This window comes from Candidatus Woesearchaeota archaeon (genome assembly GCA_016214075.1).
GTDB lineage: Archaea > Nanobdellota > Nanobdellia > Woesearchaeales > DSVV01 > JACRPI01.
In genome coordinates, this window is record JACRPI010000013.1 from 46,329 (window position 1) to 63,490 (window position 17,162).

General features: G+C 39.1%; 17 protein-coding genes. 5 read left to right on the forward strand and 12 right to left on the reverse strand.

The annotated features are described in order from the left end of the window. Positions 1-258: 258 nt before the first annotated feature. Positions 259-2,016, reverse strand: coding sequence for a hypothetical protein (locus tag HZC31_02710; GenBank protein MBI5002270.1), 1,758 nt, complete (start codon positions 2,014-2,016; stop codon positions 259-261). A gap of 920 nt (positions 2,017-2,936) precedes the next feature. Here HZC31_02710 and HZC31_02715 point away from each other — a divergent pair. Beyond that, positions 2,937-3,509: a methyltransferase domain-containing protein gene (locus HZC31_02715; protein MBI5002271.1), complete on the forward strand. Its 573-nt coding sequence runs from the start codon at positions 2,937-2,939 to the stop codon at positions 3,507-3,509. Positions 3,510-3,546: 37 nt separating this feature from the next. On the opposite strand, the gene HZC31_02720 is transcribed toward HZC31_02715, so the two are convergent. Then, positions 3,547-4,542 (reverse strand): hypothetical protein, encoded by a 996-nt coding sequence (locus HZC31_02720; protein MBI5002272.1) that lies wholly within the window; start codon positions 4,540-4,542, stop codon positions 3,547-3,549. 549 nt (positions 4,543-5,091) lie between these two features. Here HZC31_02720 and HZC31_02725 point away from each other — a divergent pair. After that, on the forward strand, positions 5,092-6,363 hold the full coding sequence (locus HZC31_02725) for a hypothetical protein (protein ID MBI5002273.1): 1,272 nt from the start codon (positions 5,092-5,094) through the stop codon (positions 6,361-6,363). 37 nt (positions 6,364-6,400) lie between these two features. Here HZC31_02725 and HZC31_02730 read toward each other — a convergent pair whose 3' ends face one another. The 6 genes from HZC31_02730 to HZC31_02755 form a co-directional block, all read right to left on the reverse strand. Next, entirely contained in the window at positions 6,401-6,712 is a 312-nt protein-coding gene (locus HZC31_02730) for a (2Fe-2S) ferredoxin domain-containing protein (GenBank protein MBI5002274.1), read from the reverse strand. A gap of 49 nt (positions 6,713-6,761) precedes the next feature. Further along, complete coding sequence (locus HZC31_02735; protein MBI5002275.1) at positions 6,762-7,025, reverse strand: type II toxin-antitoxin system RelE/ParE family toxin; 264 nt, start codon at positions 7,023-7,025, stop codon at positions 6,762-6,764. Beyond that, the gene (locus HZC31_02740) at positions 7,006-7,188 is read right to left on the reverse strand and encodes a hypothetical protein (GenBank protein ID MBI5002276.1); all 183 of its coding nucleotides are present in this window, start codon (positions 7,186-7,188) and stop codon (positions 7,006-7,008) included. Before HZC31_02740 ends, HZC31_02735 begins: the two co-directional genes overlap by 20 nt. A gap of 97 nt (positions 7,189-7,285) precedes the next feature. Continuing rightward, positions 7,286-7,630 carry a (2Fe-2S) ferredoxin domain-containing protein gene (locus HZC31_02745; GenBank protein MBI5002277.1) on the reverse strand — a complete coding sequence of 115 codons (345 nt, stop codon included), beginning with the start codon at positions 7,628-7,630 and terminating at the stop codon, positions 7,286-7,288. Beyond that, positions 7,596-9,428: a thioredoxin domain-containing protein gene (locus tag HZC31_02750; protein ID MBI5002278.1), complete on the reverse strand. Its 1,833-nt coding sequence runs from the start codon at positions 9,426-9,428 to the stop codon at positions 7,596-7,598. The genes HZC31_02745 and HZC31_02750 overlap by 35 nt, the downstream gene beginning before the upstream one ends. Before the next feature lie 44 nt (positions 9,429-9,472). Beyond that, positions 9,473-10,384, reverse strand: coding sequence for a DUF475 domain-containing protein (locus HZC31_02755; protein MBI5002279.1), 912 nt, complete (start codon positions 10,382-10,384; stop codon positions 9,473-9,475). A gap of 115 nt (positions 10,385-10,499) precedes the next feature. On the opposite strand from HZC31_02755, the gene HZC31_02760 reads away from it, so the two are divergent. Both HZC31_02760 and argH read left to right on the forward strand, forming a co-directional pair. Then, complete coding sequence (locus HZC31_02760; protein MBI5002280.1) at positions 10,500-11,735, forward strand: argininosuccinate synthase; 1,236 nt, start codon at positions 10,500-10,502, stop codon at positions 11,733-11,735. Then, positions 11,732-12,913 carry an argininosuccinate lyase gene (gene argH, locus HZC31_02765; protein ID MBI5002281.1) on the forward strand — a complete coding sequence of 394 codons (1,182 nt, stop codon included), beginning with the start codon at positions 11,732-11,734 and terminating at the stop codon, positions 12,911-12,913. Before HZC31_02760 ends, argH begins: the two co-directional genes overlap by 4 nt. 25 nt (positions 12,914-12,938) lie before the next feature. Here the strand turns inward: argH and HZC31_02770 are convergent, their stop codons facing one another. Further along, positions 12,939-14,279, reverse strand: coding sequence for a phosphoribosylamine--glycine ligase (locus HZC31_02770; GenBank protein MBI5002282.1), 1,341 nt, complete (start codon positions 14,277-14,279; stop codon positions 12,939-12,941). Between the two features lie 48 nt (positions 14,280-14,327). Continuing rightward, positions 14,328-15,131: an undecaprenyl-diphosphate phosphatase gene (locus HZC31_02775; GenBank protein MBI5002283.1), complete on the reverse strand. Its 804-nt coding sequence runs from the start codon at positions 15,129-15,131 to the stop codon at positions 14,328-14,330. 214 nt (positions 15,132-15,345) lie between these two features. On the opposite strand from HZC31_02775, the gene HZC31_02780 reads away from it, so the two are divergent. Beyond that, the gene (locus tag HZC31_02780) at positions 15,346-15,660 is read left to right on the forward strand and encodes a YbjQ family protein (GenBank protein MBI5002284.1); all 315 of its coding nucleotides are present in this window, start codon (positions 15,346-15,348) and stop codon (positions 15,658-15,660) included. On the opposite strand, the gene HZC31_02785 is transcribed toward HZC31_02780, so the two are convergent. Both HZC31_02785 and HZC31_02790 read right to left on the reverse strand, forming a co-directional pair. Continuing rightward, positions 15,661-16,542: a Fic family protein gene (locus tag HZC31_02785; protein ID MBI5002285.1), complete on the reverse strand. Its 882-nt coding sequence runs from the start codon at positions 16,540-16,542 to the stop codon at positions 15,661-15,663. Positions 16,543-16,633: 91 nt separating this feature from the next. Then, on the reverse strand, positions 16,634-17,161 hold the full coding sequence (locus HZC31_02790; GenBank protein ID MBI5002286.1) for a GNAT family N-acetyltransferase: 528 nt from the start codon (positions 17,159-17,161) through the stop codon (positions 16,634-16,636). Between the last annotated feature and the right edge of the window lies 1 nt (position 17,162).

The window sequence follows — 17,162 nt, forward strand, 5'->3', positions numbered from 1 at the left end:
GTCACTACCCCCTACGTTTCCGTAGATGGTAGTTTTTAGAACTCAAATCTGTTCATGGTTGTTATCTCCAACCCAAGTCTCTTCACGGTTGTTAACATTGAGCTCGAAGAGATCAATGTTGCCACAAAGCTTTGCTTTGTAAGCATCTCCAACCCACGTTCCCATGAAGAAGGAATTAATGGAAAGTAATGCTCCATAATTTATAAATATTATCACTATTTAGAAGTTAAAATATTGAAGTTTTTTCACATTGATAACCTATTCAACCTTCGTAATCAGAAGCTGCTGCGCAACGCGCTCATAGGTTGCATCTTTATTCACGACAGTATTAGTCATAGGATCTTTGTTATAAGGATAATTATCTTCAACAGTTATCGTGACGGAAAAAGGAGACATGGTATCAATGGTAAAATCCGTAGAGGCGAACGATTCCGTACTTGCGATGAGTTTTCTTCCTGGAGCGCATGTCGAGACGTAGTTTGCGAAGTTATCAGCTCCCGCTCCTCCTGACGCGGTAGAACAGCTGAAAAGAAAGATAACAGCGTCAGAGGGAAGATACGTTAATGCTTGACAAAAGGAAGCGTCAGACTTATCAAGGTAATATGATTCATCTGTTCCATAACCTAATTGAGAGCCATCAGGATTTCCATGCGCGGCAAGAGTGAAAAGATGCGTATCTTTAAATGCGTCAGGAACTCTATCAAAAAGGGTATCATCTTCAAGAAAGCCGACAGTGACATCATAGGTATTTCTCGCTTCTGCGAGCTTCTTTTTAATGTCAGTATTTTGAAATGCTCCATTCCAGTCATTTTGAGAGAAAAGAAGAAGCATATTTGGTTTTGATGACCTTGGTTCGTTAAAGAGAGTATCTGCGTTATACCCTAATGCCGCATAGCGAACAACTTGATAGGGTTTTAACAATGGTTTATTATCCGCGTCAATAAGATCCGCGAGACTTTTTACGTCAGCGGGATTTCCTTGCATTTGAGCAAACGGAGCAACATAACTTCCATTTGAAAATATTTGCTCTCCTGCGGAATTTCTAATTCCAAGAAGCTCTCGCAAATAGGCATCATCTTGTCCAGCGCGTGCATATAAGACTGCGTCAGATCCTCTTGTAAAAAGAGGATCTCCTTTTCTGTTCTTGAGTTTTGCAAGAGCAATGAGTTGATCTTTTGTGACCACATTATACGCGGCGCGAGAATAATCTTCGTCAGTTTTGAACAAAGGTCTGCCATCTGGTGTTTTTATTTCACTGAACGAAATAAATGTGTCAAGTGTTGTTGATTGTTGGAGAACTCCTCCAAGAACAGGAAGAAGGTCTCGCGCGGTGGTAAAGACCTCTTTTCCTGATTCATTTTTGATTGCGTGTAATTTTCTTATTGCGTCTGTTGAGATATTTTTATCTTTTCGCATGAGTGCAGCAGATGCGTAATCCTGTGGTGTAGTAAAGAGAGGAATTCCATCTTCATTAACTATTGTAGCCAATTCCTGAGCAAAAGGGATGTCTCCACCTGACGCTTTGTAAAGGACAACATCTTCCCATGTTTTAAAGATAGAATCCGTTTGGCTTGTATTATCTTCAGTGATCTTCAAGAGGGCAATAACATCCTCTATTCTGCCATCATTTACTCTGTATAATGCGAAGCCAGGCTTGTCACAAACACGATGAAGTGAATTGCTGAGAGAAGTAAGAACAAGCGCGGCGGCTTGCGCTTCTTCAAGAGTCCCTCCTTTTTCTTGAAATTGCGCAACTTCCTGCGCAGTGCAAAAAAGCTGCGCTCCATCAACAGACTGTAAAGCCATAAAATCCTGCGTTGGCAGTGTGTACCATATGGAAACAGCGTCAGGGTCTTCTGGAAGCTCAACAAGAGAAGGAGGAGTATTGTGGTGAGGAGGAGTTTCAATGCTCTGCGCATGGGGTGTGTAAATAGATACTGCATTCGTTTCTTCAGGAGTAGGACTAGAAGAAAGGAGAGTCATCAGTGCGTAGAGGGGCAGTTTTGTTCCTTTCATGGAGTAGAGAGATGCTTTTTGATGGATAATAGTAGGTATTTTTTCTTTTTAAACGTTGTGACATAAAGATTAGATATATTGGTAGAGAAGTAGAAAAACTATAAAAAAGAGTATCATCTGTAAGCCAATGATTCCATAGAATTCAACGGGATCTTTTTTCCGTTCGGCATAGAGTCCAAGTCTGAAAAATGAAGCCTTACCCGTATACAAGTCTAAAAATAATACGAGAAGCCATAAAAAAGTAAAAAAGTAGATTATGTTAACCATCTGTTAGAAGTAAATACCATAATTTATATAATTATTGCAAAGTTTTTTATTGAAGTAAAACTTAAAATGAGTATGATTAAAAAATATTTGTTAATGTTTCATAAAAAAGTGTTATCTTACTTAGTAGTTTCTCAATCATCTTCTTTGGCAAAAGATCTTAAGAAAAGAAAAAATTTCACTATCACTAAAGAATATTTGAATAATTTTTCTCAGTATTATATTGCTTTAGTTATATTTTTTTTTTATAGGGTTTATTTTCCTACTCAGTTTTTCTTTTTCAACGTTTGATAATCCTATATATGGTTATTCCGCATCCTCAGCTCCGTGGGGTGCTAAAATAGCTAAGTTGCTTCCAGCATTGATACTGTGGTCTCTAGCTTATCTTATAAAAAAGTATGAAAATATTTTGCTTTTAATTTTCTCATCGATTGTTACTATCTCTTTGATTATTAGTTTTTTTGTAGAAATGGTTCTAAAATCATTTCATGTTTATCCAGATGTCATTTTTGGTTTGATATTTTATGGTTTTCTCGTATATCTCATTATAAACGGATGTTTTGCACTAAAAAGAGTCAAAGAGTATGAGAAGAAGAGTCGATATATTTTCAGACGAGTTTGGAAACCTATTTAAATCAGAAAAAAAGAGAAATTTTATGAGCCTCACGTTTCTCAAACAATCGTTGACAGAACCAAAAAAGATTGGCGCGATTACAGAATCTTCTGAAGAGCTTGCAGAAAAGATAATCTCCATTGCAGAATTAGAAAACGTAGATACGATTGTCGAATTAGGGCCAGGAACAGGTATTTTTACAGAGAAAATAGCGGAAAGCATAAGCCCAAGCACGTTATTCTTCGCGCTCGAAGTAAATGAAGCCTTTGTTGAAAAAACAAAAGAGCGATGCCCAAATACAATCATTTACAACGCAGGAGCAGAAGAGATTTGTACGTACCTTTCATTGCATAACAAAAACAGCTGTGATTGCATCATCTCAAGCCTTCCATTTGCGAGCTTTGACGAAGAAACACAAGATGCCATATTCAAAGCCATAGACAATGCGCTTGCGCCAAACGGACAATTCATTACCTTTTCGTATTTCTACACTGCGTTGCTTGAAGAAGGAAAGCATTTCAGAAAACTCCTGCGCAGAAACTTCTCAACTGTCGAAAAATCAGACATAGTCTGGCTGAATGTTCCTCCCGCGTTTGTGTATTCGTGCAGGAAGTAAGGAAGAATAGAAAACAGGCAAAAAAAGAGAAGCAAACTCAAAACAACATTCTTTTTCTCGACGGCAATTGTTCTTGCGGCTGCGCTCCGCTAAATGGAGGCAATGGCGCGCCAAACTGAGGAATAGGTTGCATTTGTTCTGAAGCGCCCTGTTCGCCAGGTTGTTGTTCAGGTCCTGGATATTGGAATCGTCCTAAATCAGCAGGAAGTTGCGGAGCCTGTTGTATATCAGACATTTGTGGTCGAACTTGCATCGGTTGTGGTCCTTGTCGTTGCATGTATGGATTAAAATCTTTAATCTGCGCTTTTGGGGTTTGCTGTTCTTTGACAAGATCCGCGATCGCGAGCATTCCTTCTGCGATCTTTTCGTTTTGTTCCATAATGGAATCAAGTTTTGCGAACAATGGACCTTCTTCTTTGCTCATTTTATCGTTAAAGAGCACAAGAAGCTGTTTGACCACTGCGCTCAACTTGTTCATGGATTCGATCATCAACTGTGTCTCTAAAGTTAACTTAGGAATGTGCGCGTAATGTGCTTTTGTTTCCAGAACCTCGTGTTTTGTCTGGCTAAGTTGTTGTTCAACATCCTGAACAGCTTGCGTATGGACACCAAGTTGTTTTTGCATTGCAGTGTGCCGCTTCATAAGCGCTTTTTCGCGTTTTCTGACATCAGAAGCAAGCGATTTGACGTGTTTCTTTAAATCCTTGACATGTTTCAGAGAACCATCTTTTAGAGCAGATTTTGCTGGTTTGACTTTCATATGTTTAATGACAGTGGTTTTTTTAACAACTGTTTTAGTTTTTCCAGTTTTTTTCTTTTTCGCAGATTTTTTCCCAGAACTTTTTTCTACAGTAATAGTTTTAACAGTAACAGAACCCTTATTCCTGGATTTTGGTGGTTGAGCGGCCTTTTTTTTCTTTTGTTGTTTTGGCTGTATTTTTACCTGGGTAATCTCAACGTTCTGATGAGGCTGATTTTTATTGATGATATCAAGAATATTTTTGTCTACAACAGGATTGCCCATATCTACCATATAACACCCCTAGGCATTTTTTTAGTGACGAGGGTATAAATACTTTTCGGAAAATAGTGCATGAACAAAGTATGAATGCCATTTAGGGAAGCGTTTAATAGAAAAATGAACTATAGTAAATAACATTAATTTTCGGATATATAACTAGAGAGTGTAATGTTATTTCCTAATAAGTGAATCACTTTTTGCTAGGAACTAAGTTCCGATTATTAAAGTGATTCACTATAAAAGAGACGCTCGACAAATGCTCGCGTCTTAACGCACAAGGTCTCACAGCAACGTTCGACCTTGTGCGTTTTGTTCAGTAAGCAAAAACAACACGGCCAGACGGAGCAAAATTTGCAAGAACCAAACCGTTTGTCAAATAGGTTTGAAGCAAATTTTGTGGAGTAGGACAAGCTTTTTGGCTTTTCTCTCTTCAAGAAGCCAAAAAGTTGACCGTCTGTGCCTGTGTTGTTGTTTTTGCCTTGGTAAGATAAAAACAGACAGAATTTAGATCATTCCCTTAAGCGTTATGTTTATATATTCCTAAAGAGAGAAAACAAGACAATGGTAGATGCACGACTATTTTCGTATGTCCAAGAGCAACTCAGAGCAGGATATGACGCGAATACAATCAGAAATTATCTCCTGCAAAATCGCTATCCGCAGAATGAAGTAGACGCGGTTTTTCAGGCAATACAGCAAGGACAAAGGCCAACGTCTCCTCAACCAATACGAGCACAGCAACAACCGCAGCAAGAAGGACAAATAGCAACGCTCACCAATTATTTCAAGCAATATACGCGGCAAGGCTATTCCGCAGAACAGGTGCAAACATTTCTCCTTCAAAATGGCTATCCGCAAAATGTTGTCGCGGCTGCAAAAGAAAAGGCAACAAAAAAACCATTCCAACTGCCACAAATTGCGCTTCCTTCAAAGAAAACATTCCTCATCCTTCTTCTCCTCCTCCTCATCGCAGGAGCACTCGCTGCAACAGCGTGGTTTTTTATGAACTTAGAAACAGAAGAAGAGCAAGAAATTGATTTTGACGTGAGTATCGCAGTAGACGTCGTGGCGCCAGGAGAAACATTATACATCAATAATGATTTCATCAATTTCCCTGAAAAGCGGCCATATAGCATCACCATTTATTACACAATCAATGATAAACAAACATTAACAAGGGTTGATAGTTGGCAAATTTCAATAGACAGTACAGATTCCATTCTTGAGGCAAAAAGTGTCAAGCGCACAATTCCTCGAACAACAGAGCCAGGAGAGTATGAGCTAAACGTCAAACTCAGTTATGGCACGACAACAAAGCAGTTGTATGAGTATTTCACCGTGAGCACAAGCGAAGAAGAGATTGCGCAAGCAGAAGAAGTCGCTGCAGAGGAAGAAGTAAAACAAGAAGAAACAGTGATTGAAGAGAGTGAAGTTGATACAGAAGAAACAACAGGAGAAGCAATAACTGAAGAAGAACCAGAAGAAGTTGTTGAAACAGTTTCAGAAACAGGAATTCCAAGTAGTAATGATTATGTCAATCTCGCGACCGCGAAAGAAGTTGCGAAAACAGACGCGGCGGCAGCGGCTGAATATTGTGCGGCAATTAGCACATTAAGTCAGCAGGATGATTGTTATTGGAATGTCGCGAAAAATAGTGGAGATAAATCCTACTGCGAAGACGTTGTCGCGGATCACACGAGAGATGCGTGTTGGGTAGGATTTGCCTTCGACAAAGCGGATTATACTGTGTGCGATAATATTTCTAATCCGTTCATTAAGCAAAGTTGTGAGCAGTTGGAAAAGGTAGCGGAGTTGCAGGCGATGCAGGGATAAGCAGAACAAGAGCATAACATGAGATTGACAAAATTGCTCAAAAAAACACTTGCTTCATTTGTAATCGTCCTGGAACTTCTTTCGGATTCTTTAAAAAACTAATAACTGCGTGAACATCATCTTCAGTATTCACTTGTCTGAACCAATACGTTTTTCCAAGGACAATTGCTTTCACGACATTTGCCATACGACAAGGGCCAAGGCAGTATGGAACTTCAAACTGGACACTCTCATCAAGTCCTTCTTGAGCGAGCAGAGAACGAAACAACTCATGCTTTACAACAGGATTTCTTTTTTCTGGATGACCACAACAGCAGCCATTACAGACATACAATTTTTTACTTTCCATACTCTCCTAGAGAAAGAAACAGTTAATAAATCTTCTTGTGTCGCTTATTTTATCCTTGGTACTTGTGGTCGAGTACTATCTTCTCCAGGTATAACTCTTGTTTTTGAATATCGTACGAATATATGATGCGGAGTTTACCAACCCATAAACGACAGCTTCCTTTAAGGTCATAATGGAGATGCTTGTATCGAAAAGGATTCTCTGCTACTTCTTCAATTTTGTCTTTAATTCTTTTTTGAAGTTGATTATCTACTTTCTTAAAATCTTTAGAAAATTCTTTTGTTGGAAGTATCTTATAGAGCATTCCAATCATCAAAGTCTCTTTTCTCTATTTGTTGTTTTGCTTTTTTATATGAATCCATAAAACTCTTGTCCATCATTAACTCAAGAGATTCTACAATAGTATCAAACTCATCTTTTACTTTTACAAGATCCATAATGGCTTCTTTGTTTATTGTCACTGTTGAACTTACCATAAAGAAGAAAATGGAAGAGGTTCTTAATAAATATTGTGCCCCTAATGAAGTATTAAAAACACATTAGAAAAAAGAGATAAATTTTAGGAATGGATGCTCACTTTCCATCTAATTCCCTCAGAATGATTTCTTTAATCTCTTGAGGAGATTGTATCTTAATAAATCTTCCTGAAGGATAAACGCAAACAACGCCAGCTTCAGGATTACAAAATCCAAGACAAGTACAAGACGTGCAAAGCACTTTTCCAGTCCAGCCTTGTTGCCTGATCCAAAGTTTTATTTCTTTGACATCTTCTTTTCGAATGCGAGGTCCACAACTTGGCATTGGATTCTCCTGAGAAGAGCGATCATTGACGCAGACAAAAACATGAACAAGGGGTTTTGGAAAAGAGATAATTTCCATAGTCTCACTTCCTGCAGAAAGCAAGTAGTGCTTTCTCATCTTTAAATCGTTGACACATTCCTTTATAACAATCTTCAAACGCGTTACCTTTGAGCACGAATGCGTTGACTGGAAGTAATCTCAGATCAAGAGAAGAAGGAACATGAAGTATATGGAAATATCCCTCGCTATAGAATGCAAACAAGTTATGAAAATCACGACTAAACGCGGATCCATACCCTACAGAAGAATGTTCCATCCCTAAAATAATTCGCGAACGAAATAGAGTAAATTCCGCGACAGCAACACTAGAGGGAGTAGGATGATCATAAGTTTGCGCAGGAATCGTAATAAAATCAGCGTTCCTACTTTCAATCCATTGTTTTTTGTCAGAATCATAAAAAGACTCCAACCTCAGAAAAAGTTCATGGATTATTTTCTTAACCTCTTCATCATGTTTTATCTCATAAAAATAGGTTGCGAATAAAAGAAGTGCTGCGTAATCTTCAAGAAACTCTTGGCTTTGAACGCTGTTTCCTAAAGAACTATGCGCAAGTTTTTTAGAAGAATCTTTATGTTCGTAATGTTTTTTCAAAAGGGTATCAAAGAGCATCTCCGCTTTTTTGTATCCTTCAGAAGAACAACCGCAGCGTTCTGCCATGACAAACGCAATGCCAAGAAGCGAATTCCAACTTGTTATAATCTTTTTATCAACAAACGGTTGTTTACGTTTTTTTCGACGCAGTAAAAGTTTTTTTTCAAGAGTAGGGACTGTCTCTAGTTTTTTCTTTAATAAATGAATGTTTCCTTCAAAATTTTCATCCAAGATATACAAAGAAGCAAAAGCAGTATACTCTGCTGGCGACAAAAACTTTTCCAACTCCTCTTTTGTCCAAAGATAAGTAGTTCCTTCTTCATGATCTGTGTCTGCGTCATGACCAGAATAATACAATCCATCTTCTTCAAATGTCTCTTCAAGACAAGAAATAATTTTTTCTGCGACTTCTTTGTACGCGTCCTTCTTCAAGATTTTGTAAGCAACGCTAAAAACCCAAAGAAGCAGTGCTTGGTCATACAGCATTTTTTCAAAATGCGGAATTGTCCATTGTTGATCAACACAATATCGATAAAATCCTCCCTGGAGGTGATCGTGAAGACCGCGCGTCGCAAGAGTATCAAGAATTTTCTCAATAACATTTTTCACTGCGTCCTCTTTTGTCTCTTCATAATACGCAAGCAGAAAAAGCAGGGTGTTGTGTGGCGGAAATTGTGGACCGTGGTGAAAGCTTGCAGTGTGGCTATCAAAAGAACGAAGCATGGTTTCAATAACCTCCACTTGAGCAACAGAAGTGATCGTGCTCTCAGAAAAATATTCAGGAACAAATTGTTCAAGAGAAGTAGGGTTTTTTTCGTACAAGGAAACTGCGTGTTCTAGAATTTGAAAGAAACCAGGCATCCCATATTTTGGGGTGACAGGAACATACGTCATTGCGAGCATAGGTATTTGGTCTGGAGTGAGAATCACATTGAGTGGCCAGCCACCATGTCCTTGCTGCTCAATCAAAAACGCCATCATGTATTGGTCAATATCTAGGCGTTGTTCTCGGTCAACTTTGATCGCGACAAAATGTTCGTTAAGAAATTGCGCGATCTCAGGATTCGAAAACGCTTCAGAAGCCATGACGTGGCACCAATGACAGGTCGCGTAACCCACAGAAACAAAAAGAAGTTTATTTTGTTTTTGTGCGTGCTCGAGAACCTCAAGAGACCATTCTTGCCAATAGATGGGATTATCTTTGTGTTGCTGGAGATATGGAGATGATGATGTTGCTAAAGTATTCTTTGTAAAATCCATCATAAACAGATGAATGAAAGCGCGTTTATAAAATTTTAGAGGTCAAACTACTTCTTCATCTCTTTCTTCGACTTCCAGAAAAAGAATCCTACTGCCGCGAAGGTAATTGTTGGACTAGCCCACTGTGGAATGTGAAATCCAAAACTATCCAACAACATGAATGAACCTAAAAACAAAATAGAGTACATCGCGCCATTTTTCAAGTATTTATATTTCTTGATGCGTTCAACATTGCTCACGGTGACTTGTCGTAAAACAATCGCGCCAAGACCATTCCCCAATAAAATCAGCGGAACAGAAAGCGTGAACGCGAACGCGCCTAAAACACCATCAATCGAGAATGTCGCGTCAATAACTTCAAGATAGAATATCTTGCTGAGATCTGTTTTTTTCTTGTCCAAAAGATGTTTTTCCTGCTCAGCCGCGTTTTCCTTAAATCCATGCGTAATGAAAAAGGCGGTAGAACCAACAACTGCGCTGAACGCCATGAATGGATTTTCCTTGAGCGCGAACCAGACAATGAGGGAAAGTAAAACAGAAACAACTGCGAAAAACCAGACTCCTTTGGATTGAATATATTCTTCACCATATAATCCATAGTGTTTTGGCTCTAAAAATATCCAGTGGAAAAAGAGGAAGATGAGGAATACGCCGCCACCAACTAACAGAAGAGGAGCGGATGTTTCTACAGCTTCAATAACAGAAGGATCATTGCTGAATGTCGCGAACAATGCTTCAATCGGACCAAGTGTTGGGTTCACTGCCCAGACAATGCCCCAAGGCAATAATCCACGGACAACAAAGACTGCGAAAAGAATCCCCCAGAGCAAGAACCATCGCCGAGCTTTTTCTCCCATGGTGGAGAGAACTTCCGCGTTGATGATCGCGTTATCGATGCTGCTGATAGCTTCAAATAAACAAAGACCCGCAACGATGAGAATGATGCTAAATATCTCCATACAAATCTCAATGTGATGATAAGTTAATAAAGATTTCTTTTCAAAAGGAGAAGGAATACTTTTTTAAAGTTGAGCTCTTTGTCCTTTTTTAAAAAGGCGGAGAAGGTGATTTCATATGAAAGAAAAAGTAGTGCTTGCGTATTCTGGTGGTTTAGACACCTCTGTTATTCTTAAATGGCTCGTCAATAAAGGGTATGATGTGGTCGCTTTTCTCGCGGATATTGGACAGGATGAAGATTTTGAGGCGGCGAAGAAAAAAGCAACCTTGCTTGGCGCTTCTGCAGTCTACATAGAAGATCTCAAACACGAATTTGTCGAAGAATATATTTTCGCGGCGTTAAAAGGAAACGCGGTCTATGAAGGAAGATATCTTTTAGGCACATCGATCGCGCGCCCATTAATCGCGAGAACGCAGATAGAGATTGCGCAGAGAGAACATGCGCAGTACGTTTCTCATGGCGCGACAGGAAAAGGAAACGATCAGGTGCGCTTTGAATTAACGTATTACGCGTTAAACCCAAAAATTAAAATAATCGCGCCGTGGAAAGAAAAAGAGTTTCTCGGCCAGTTTAAAGGAAGATCAGACATGATTCAGTACGCGAGGGAAAATAATATTCCCATCACCGCGACAATAGAAAAACCGTATAGCACAGACGAGAATCTGATGCATATCAGTTATGAATCAGGAATTCTGGAAGATCCAAAGCACGCTCCTGATAAAGAAATGTTTAAAAAAACAACTTCTCCGCAGGATGCGCCAGATAAAGAAACACATCTTATGGTGGAATTTAAAGATGGCACACCGGTAAAAGTGACAAATCTTGATGATAACACCACAAAAACAGACGCGTTAGAGCTCTTCCTGTATCTGAACAAAATTGGCTCGCAAAATGGCATTGGAAGAATAGATATTGTTGAAAACAGGTATGTAGGGATCAAAAGCAGAGGAGTGTATGAATCTCCTGCGGCGACAATTCTTTGGAAAGCGCATCAGGACATTGAAGGAATCGCGATGGACAGAGAGGTGTATCGCTTAAAAGAAATTCTTTCTCCAAGATTTGCGGAACTCATTTACAATGGGTATTGGTTTTCACCTGAAATGGATTTTTTGATGGCGGCGTTCAACAAAAGCCAGGAACTTATTGATGGAAAAGTGTATCTCACGTTGTATAAAGGAAACGTCATGATTACAGGAAGAGAATCACCAAGCTCTTTGTATAATAAAGATCTTTCAAGCATGGATGTCGAAGGTGGCTTTAATCAGCAAGATTCCCGTGGTTTTATCAACATCAACGCGATCCGCTTGAAGGCGCACAGCGTTATCTTAAAGAATAGGATGAAAAAAACATGAAGCTTTGGCAGAAAGGGCACGATCTTGACAAGGAAATTGAGCGGTTTACTGTCGGCAACGATTATCTGTTAGACAAAAAACTACTCAAGTATGACGCGCGAGCAAGTAGCGCGCATGCCGCGATGCTTCATAAGATTGGAATTCTAACAAAAGAAGAATTTGAAAAAATAAAAAAATGCTTGGAAGAGATTGAAGCCCTCGCTGCAACGGGCGCGTTTGAGATAAAACAGCAAGATGAAGATTGCCATACCGCCATTGAGAATTATCTTGTAGAAAAACTAGGAGAAGCAGGAAAAAAAGTGCATACTGCTCGCTCTAGAAATGACCAGGTTCTTGCAGCGCTGCGCCTCTACGCACGAGAAGAAGCAGCAAAAATAAAGGAAAAAGGAAACGCAGTTATTGCAGCACTTTGTCTGTGCAAAGCAAAATACGGCGCAGTAAAAATCCCAGGCTATACGCACATGCAGCGCGCGATGCCTGCAACATGTGGATTATGGATTGGCGCGTTTGAAGAAGCGCTTCAGGATGATCTGCTTGTGCTTGAGCATGCAGTAAAGATCATGAATCAATCTCCTTTGGGCGCGGCTGCTGGCTATGGCGTTCCTGGATTAGCGATTGATAGGGTCTTTGTCGCGGAAACACTTGGATTTGAAAAAGTGCAGAATAATACACTTTATGTGCAGAATAGTAGGGGGAAGTTTGACCTGCTTCTATTGCAGGCGTTGCAGCAAGTCATGCTCACATTAAACAAGCTCGCTACAGACGTTATGCTTTTCACAACAGCAGAGTACAATTTTCTCAAGTTGCCTGTAGAATTTTGCACAGGAAGCAGTATTATGCCTCAGAAAAAAAATCCGGATGTCATAGAATTACTTCGCGCGAAAACAGCGATGTTTTGTAGTTATCCGCAACAAATAACCGCAATCATAACAAATCTTCCTTCAGGATATAACAGAGATTTTCAATTAACCAAACAACCCTTTATGGAAGCGATTGAGTTGACAAAAAATTGTTTGCAAATAAGTGCGCATGTTCTTAGTATGTTGGAAGTAAATAAAGAGAGCTGCGAAGCTGCTGCAAGCAGTAAAGAATTGTATGCGACAGAAGAAGCGTATAAGCTCGTCAAAAAAGGAATGTCATTTAGGGAAGCGTATAAAGAAGTAGGAAAGAAATTCTAATCAAAATTGCCCTATTTTAAAAAATTTAATACAAATATCCCCACGTATGCAATCTATCTGAATCATTGACCCATTTCGCGCCAATATCCACGCGATAAAACATGTTCTGCAGCATAATATTTTTCACGCGGTTATACGCCTGTTTTCTCGCGTCGTCAACAGTAGTTCCTGAGCCAGTAATGACAAGCGCGTAGCCCGATTCTCCCGCAAGTCGAAGATCGTCTTCCACCATCTTAACATCGCCAAGGTGAACTCCTTCCCAACTCGGTTTCCTAAAGAGAACTGAAGAATCTTTGTAGACAGCGAATGTTTTCGCGTCATCAAACGGAAACGGAGGAACAGCGACAACAACGCCTACTTGGAATCCTTTTTTTGTCTTAAGATCAAATTGCTCTCCTTTCGCGAGCTGATACATCAAATCTCCCCACGGATTCAAAATTCCTTCCATTTGAATGCTGATAGTAGGATACCCAAAGCGACAAGTAAATTCAAGAGGATGAATGCCATACCGATCTGCGATGCAATTAATATCAACGTAACCAACATAATTGGATTCCTCAAGAAGGGGCTGCATTTTCTCCAATGTTTGTTTGTAAATCTCACAACTTGGCGCGAAAAACATAAGCGTCCCCATTTCACCAGTAAACGGCCCAATATCCCCCGGAAACATTCTTTTGTGTTCAAAATTCACACAAACAGGAGTGATGAAATCCTTGCCATTGAAAAAAGCGCCAATAGCGACTTCAACGCCCGTAACATATTTTTGGAGCTGAAAGTGTTTTGCTTTTTTGCTCCACGCTTTTCTGTTGTGCATCATGACTTCAAGAAGATCTTTACCATCTTCTTCTTCTGCGATAAACAAAAGTGCTTTTTGATCAGATCCAATAAATCCGCTCGGTTTAAGCACATATCGTCCAGGATTTTTCTGTAAAAAGTCAATTGCCTCATCCATATTTGTAAAATTCCAGCGAGGAAGAACGTTGACGCCGACGCGTTTGAGTTCTGACTGGCCAAATTCTCTGTCTTCTTCAAGGCGGTCACTGTATGCTGTTCCACCGACAACTAATTTCCCTTCTTTGCGAAGTTTGTCTGCGATTTCTCCGAACCCTGTATCGTCGAAAACAATAACATCTGCCCATTCGACTTCTTCACGCCAGTTGGAAACTTTTTCAAGAATACCGTCGTAAACATCTTGATCAGTGCCGCTTTTGATATAACAACGAACTTTGTGTCCTTCTTTCTGAATTTGCCAAGCAAGATCGCCGCTGAGGCTTTCGTTGGAAACAAAGAGAAATTTTTTATGCCCGTTTTTGTGTTCTGGCTTTACTTCAGTTTTCGTCTCAGATTTTATTTCTTTTCCATCCATACCTTTTTTCTGATAAAAGTGGTATTTATAATTTTGTATTTTGAAAAATCACAACAACAAAATAAAAACAACAATCGCAAGAATAATTCTATAATATCCAAACAATTTGAAATCATGGTTGGAAATATATCTCATGAGCCACGCAATCGCGAGCCAGGCAGTGATAAAAGAAACAACAAATCCAAGTGCAAGAGTAGAAAGCTGAAGAGAAGTAATATTATTCCCCTCTGTAAAATACACAAAAAGCGAATATCCTGACGCAGCAAGCAGCGTAGGAATTGCAAGAAAAAAAGAATATTCTGTGGCGGTTTTTCTGTTCAAGCCAAGGAGCATTGCGCCAATAATAGTTGCGGCTGCTCGAGAAATACCAGGAATCAACGCAAAACATTGAATCAAGCCAATAAAGAAAGCAGTCGCGTATCCAACTTGCACAATATCTGCCATCTTCTGTTTTTTTTCTGTAAACTGCTCTATGAAGAGAAGAAATAGCCCGCCAACAAGCAATGCAATCGCAACAACCAACGGAGTAAAGAGTGTTTTCTGGATCCATGTACCAAATAAACCTCCGAGAAGGAGTGCAGGAAGAACACTAAGCAGTATTCTCTTCCAAATTTCAAGAGTGTTTTGTCGTTCTTGAGTATTTTTTTGCACAGGAATAATTTTCTTTCGAAAATAAAGAAGCACAGCAAGAATTGCGCCAGATTGGATCACGATATCAAAGAGTGTTGGAAACGCACCTGTAAATGAAATAATGTTGTTCACAAGAATCAAGTGTCCTGTGGAGGAGATGGGCAAAAATTCAGTAATGCCTTCAACAATACCAAGGAGCAGTGCGATAATGAGGTCGTTCATTCTCTGGAATAATGCGTTTTGGTATAAATTGCTTGTTGTTTTTTTTGACATACATAAGATTTCAGCGTATAAAACGCATGCTAACAAAATTATAAACGCATAGCAACCTAAAACACGCACCAGCAAAACCAAATACACAATTCATCCTTTTATTATTCATTTAGACTAATAATCCTAAACAAAATATATAAACAAACAGAAGATATCTTTTCGTATGGAATACACTACAACAGAACAAATAGCAGGAAAGAAGATTACAAAAACACTCGGTTTAGTCGCGGGAAACACTGTCCGAGCGCGCTGGGTTGGCGCAGACTTCATTGCAGGTCTTCGCAATCTCATTGGCGGAGAAGTCGTGGAGTATACACGTTTAATGGCAGATACAAGAGAACAATCTGTTCAGCGTATGCTTGAAGAAGCAAAGAAGCGTGGCGCGAACGCGGTTGTTTCTGTTCGCTTTCAAACATCAACAATCGCGCAAGCAGGAGAAGAGATTCTCGTGTATGGGACTGCTGTTGTGGTGAAGTGATTACCAATTTTTTGCTTGTTCTTGCAGCTCAAACAGGAGATATTTGAGCATGGGAAGAATATTTCCATCATCTGCTTTTTTTAACGCTGTATAATATCTTCTTTTGTTTTTGTTTTGAACAATAAGAAGAGGATATTTGTTTTTAAGAAGAATGTAATTAAGCAGCAACCTTCCTACCCTTCCGTTTCCATCAAAGAAAGGGTGTAATCGCTCAAAAACGCTATGAAACTCGCTTGCTGTTTCCAGAGGGTGGAGATTATTTTTGTTATTATGATACCAGTCTAAAAGGTTATCAAGTTCAGTCTCAAGCAATTTGGCAGAGATAGGAATAAGCGTGCCAACACGAACTTGTCCTGTTCTAAATTTTCCAGCATCTTCTGTAACTGTGTTTTTAAGTAATCGATGAAGTTCAAGAATGAACTCTTTTGAAATGTCTCCTTTAAGCTGTTGTTTCATGTAGAGAAACGCTTGCTTGTGATTCTCAGCTTCTTTAATGTCCCTAATTGGTTTTTCTTTAGGACTAATCCCTTCTTCAAGAAGCATCTTTGTGTCTTTATAGCTCAGTGTAGAGCCTTCTATTCGGTTCGTGTCATAAGTAAATTGAGTAATAATCTCATTTTCTAATTGATACAGTTCATCTGTTGCTGCCTGTTTAATCTTGTTTTGGTATTTTGTTTGTATCTCATCCAGTGTTTTGTTGTTCTGGGCAAAAAAAAGCGCGACTTTGTTAAATTCTTTTCCAAAAGCAGTTACATCTTTCGCAGAAGGAGGGTTGAGACCAATGTATCTTTCTATTTTTTTCCATTTATTGTCTGCGATTCGTGTTGATTCTACAAGATAATAGTATTCTCTTCCGTTGACGTTCTTTTTTCTGACAAACATATAGGCACCACAAATGACAGAAATTCGCTTATTTTTAAATTTTTAGTCACCACGGGGGTTTTGGGCAGGATTGTGGTGATTCTGAAATAGTTTAATCTTTTGAGGTTTGATTAAAAAGATCATAGCGCATACTCACGTGGTGATCTTTTTTGATGTATCTATTATCTAAATTAGAAACAAAACCAAACTGTTCATACCATTTTACTTTATTTGGATACGCGTCCACAGTTACAAACCTGACTGCTGTCATTTCAGAACACTTTAAGATATACCCCACTGCCCATTTCAAAATATCTTCTCCAACTTTTTGACCTTTATATTTTGTATCCCTTCCTATTCGAGATATTTTTATAGCTGGAAACTCTGCAATAGGTTTTTTCTCAATATCATGACTTTCTTTTTCAGTTAGCTTCAATTTAAGTGAATCTGCCGCGGTTGAGAAAAAACCAATAACTTCATCATTACAAGTAAAAATAGTTGTCGTCGCAAGTTTTTTATCCTGATAAATCAAAGCATCTTCTTTCAGAAATTCATTAATGTCCTTATCTCCACAGTCAAATGCTGTTAAATCATATATTTTAGAGAGGCGTAATGCTTTAACATGAGAAAAATCTATCACT

Coding starts and splice junctions, on each gene's coding strand:
- HZC31_02760 (MBI5002280.1), top strand. CDS start 10,500: ATGAAAGAAAAAGTAGTGCTTGCGTATTCTGGTGGTTTAGACACCTCT.
- HZC31_02770 (MBI5002282.1), bottom strand. CDS start 14,279: ATGGATGGAAAAGAAATAAAATCTGAGACGAAAACTGAAGTAAAGCCA.
- HZC31_02755 (MBI5002279.1), bottom strand. CDS start 10,384: ATGGAGATATTTAGCATCATTCTCATCGTTGCGGGTCTTTGTTTATTT.
- HZC31_02735 (MBI5002275.1), bottom strand. CDS start 7,025: ATGATTGGAATGCTCTATAAGATACTTCCAACAAAAGAATTTTCTAAA.
- argH (MBI5002281.1), top strand. CDS start 11,732: ATGAAGCTTTGGCAGAAAGGGCACGATCTTGACAAGGAAATTGAGCGG.
- HZC31_02710 (MBI5002270.1), bottom strand. CDS start 2,016: ATGAAAGGAACAAAACTGCCCCTCTACGCACTGATGACTCTCCTTTCT.
- HZC31_02720 (MBI5002272.1), bottom strand. CDS start 4,542: ATGGTAGATATGGGCAATCCTGTTGTAGACAAAAATATTCTTGATATC.
- HZC31_02715 (MBI5002271.1), top strand. CDS start 2,937: ATGAGCCTCACGTTTCTCAAACAATCGTTGACAGAACCAAAAAAGATT.
- HZC31_02730 (MBI5002274.1), bottom strand. CDS start 6,712: ATGGAAAGTAAAAAATTGTATGTCTGTAATGGCTGCTGTTGTGGTCAT.
- HZC31_02785 (MBI5002285.1), bottom strand. CDS start 16,542: ATGTTTGTCAGAAAAAAGAACGTCAACGGAAGAGAATACTATTATCTT.
- HZC31_02750 (MBI5002278.1), bottom strand. CDS start 9,428: ATGATGGATTTTACAAAGAATACTTTAGCAACATCATCATCTCCATAT.
- HZC31_02780 (MBI5002284.1), top strand. CDS start 15,346: ATGGAATACACTACAACAGAACAAATAGCAGGAAAGAAGATTACAAAA.
- HZC31_02775 (MBI5002283.1), bottom strand. CDS start 15,131: ATGAACGACCTCATTATCGCACTGCTCCTTGGTATTGTTGAAGGCATT.
- HZC31_02725 (MBI5002273.1), top strand. CDS start 5,092: ATGGTAGATGCACGACTATTTTCGTATGTCCAAGAGCAACTCAGAGCA.
- HZC31_02745 (MBI5002277.1), bottom strand. CDS start 7,630: ATGAGAAAGCACTACTTGCTTTCTGCAGGAAGTGAGACTATGGAAATT.
- HZC31_02740 (MBI5002276.1), bottom strand. CDS start 7,188: ATGGTAAGTTCAACAGTGACAATAAACAAAGAAGCCATTATGGATCTT.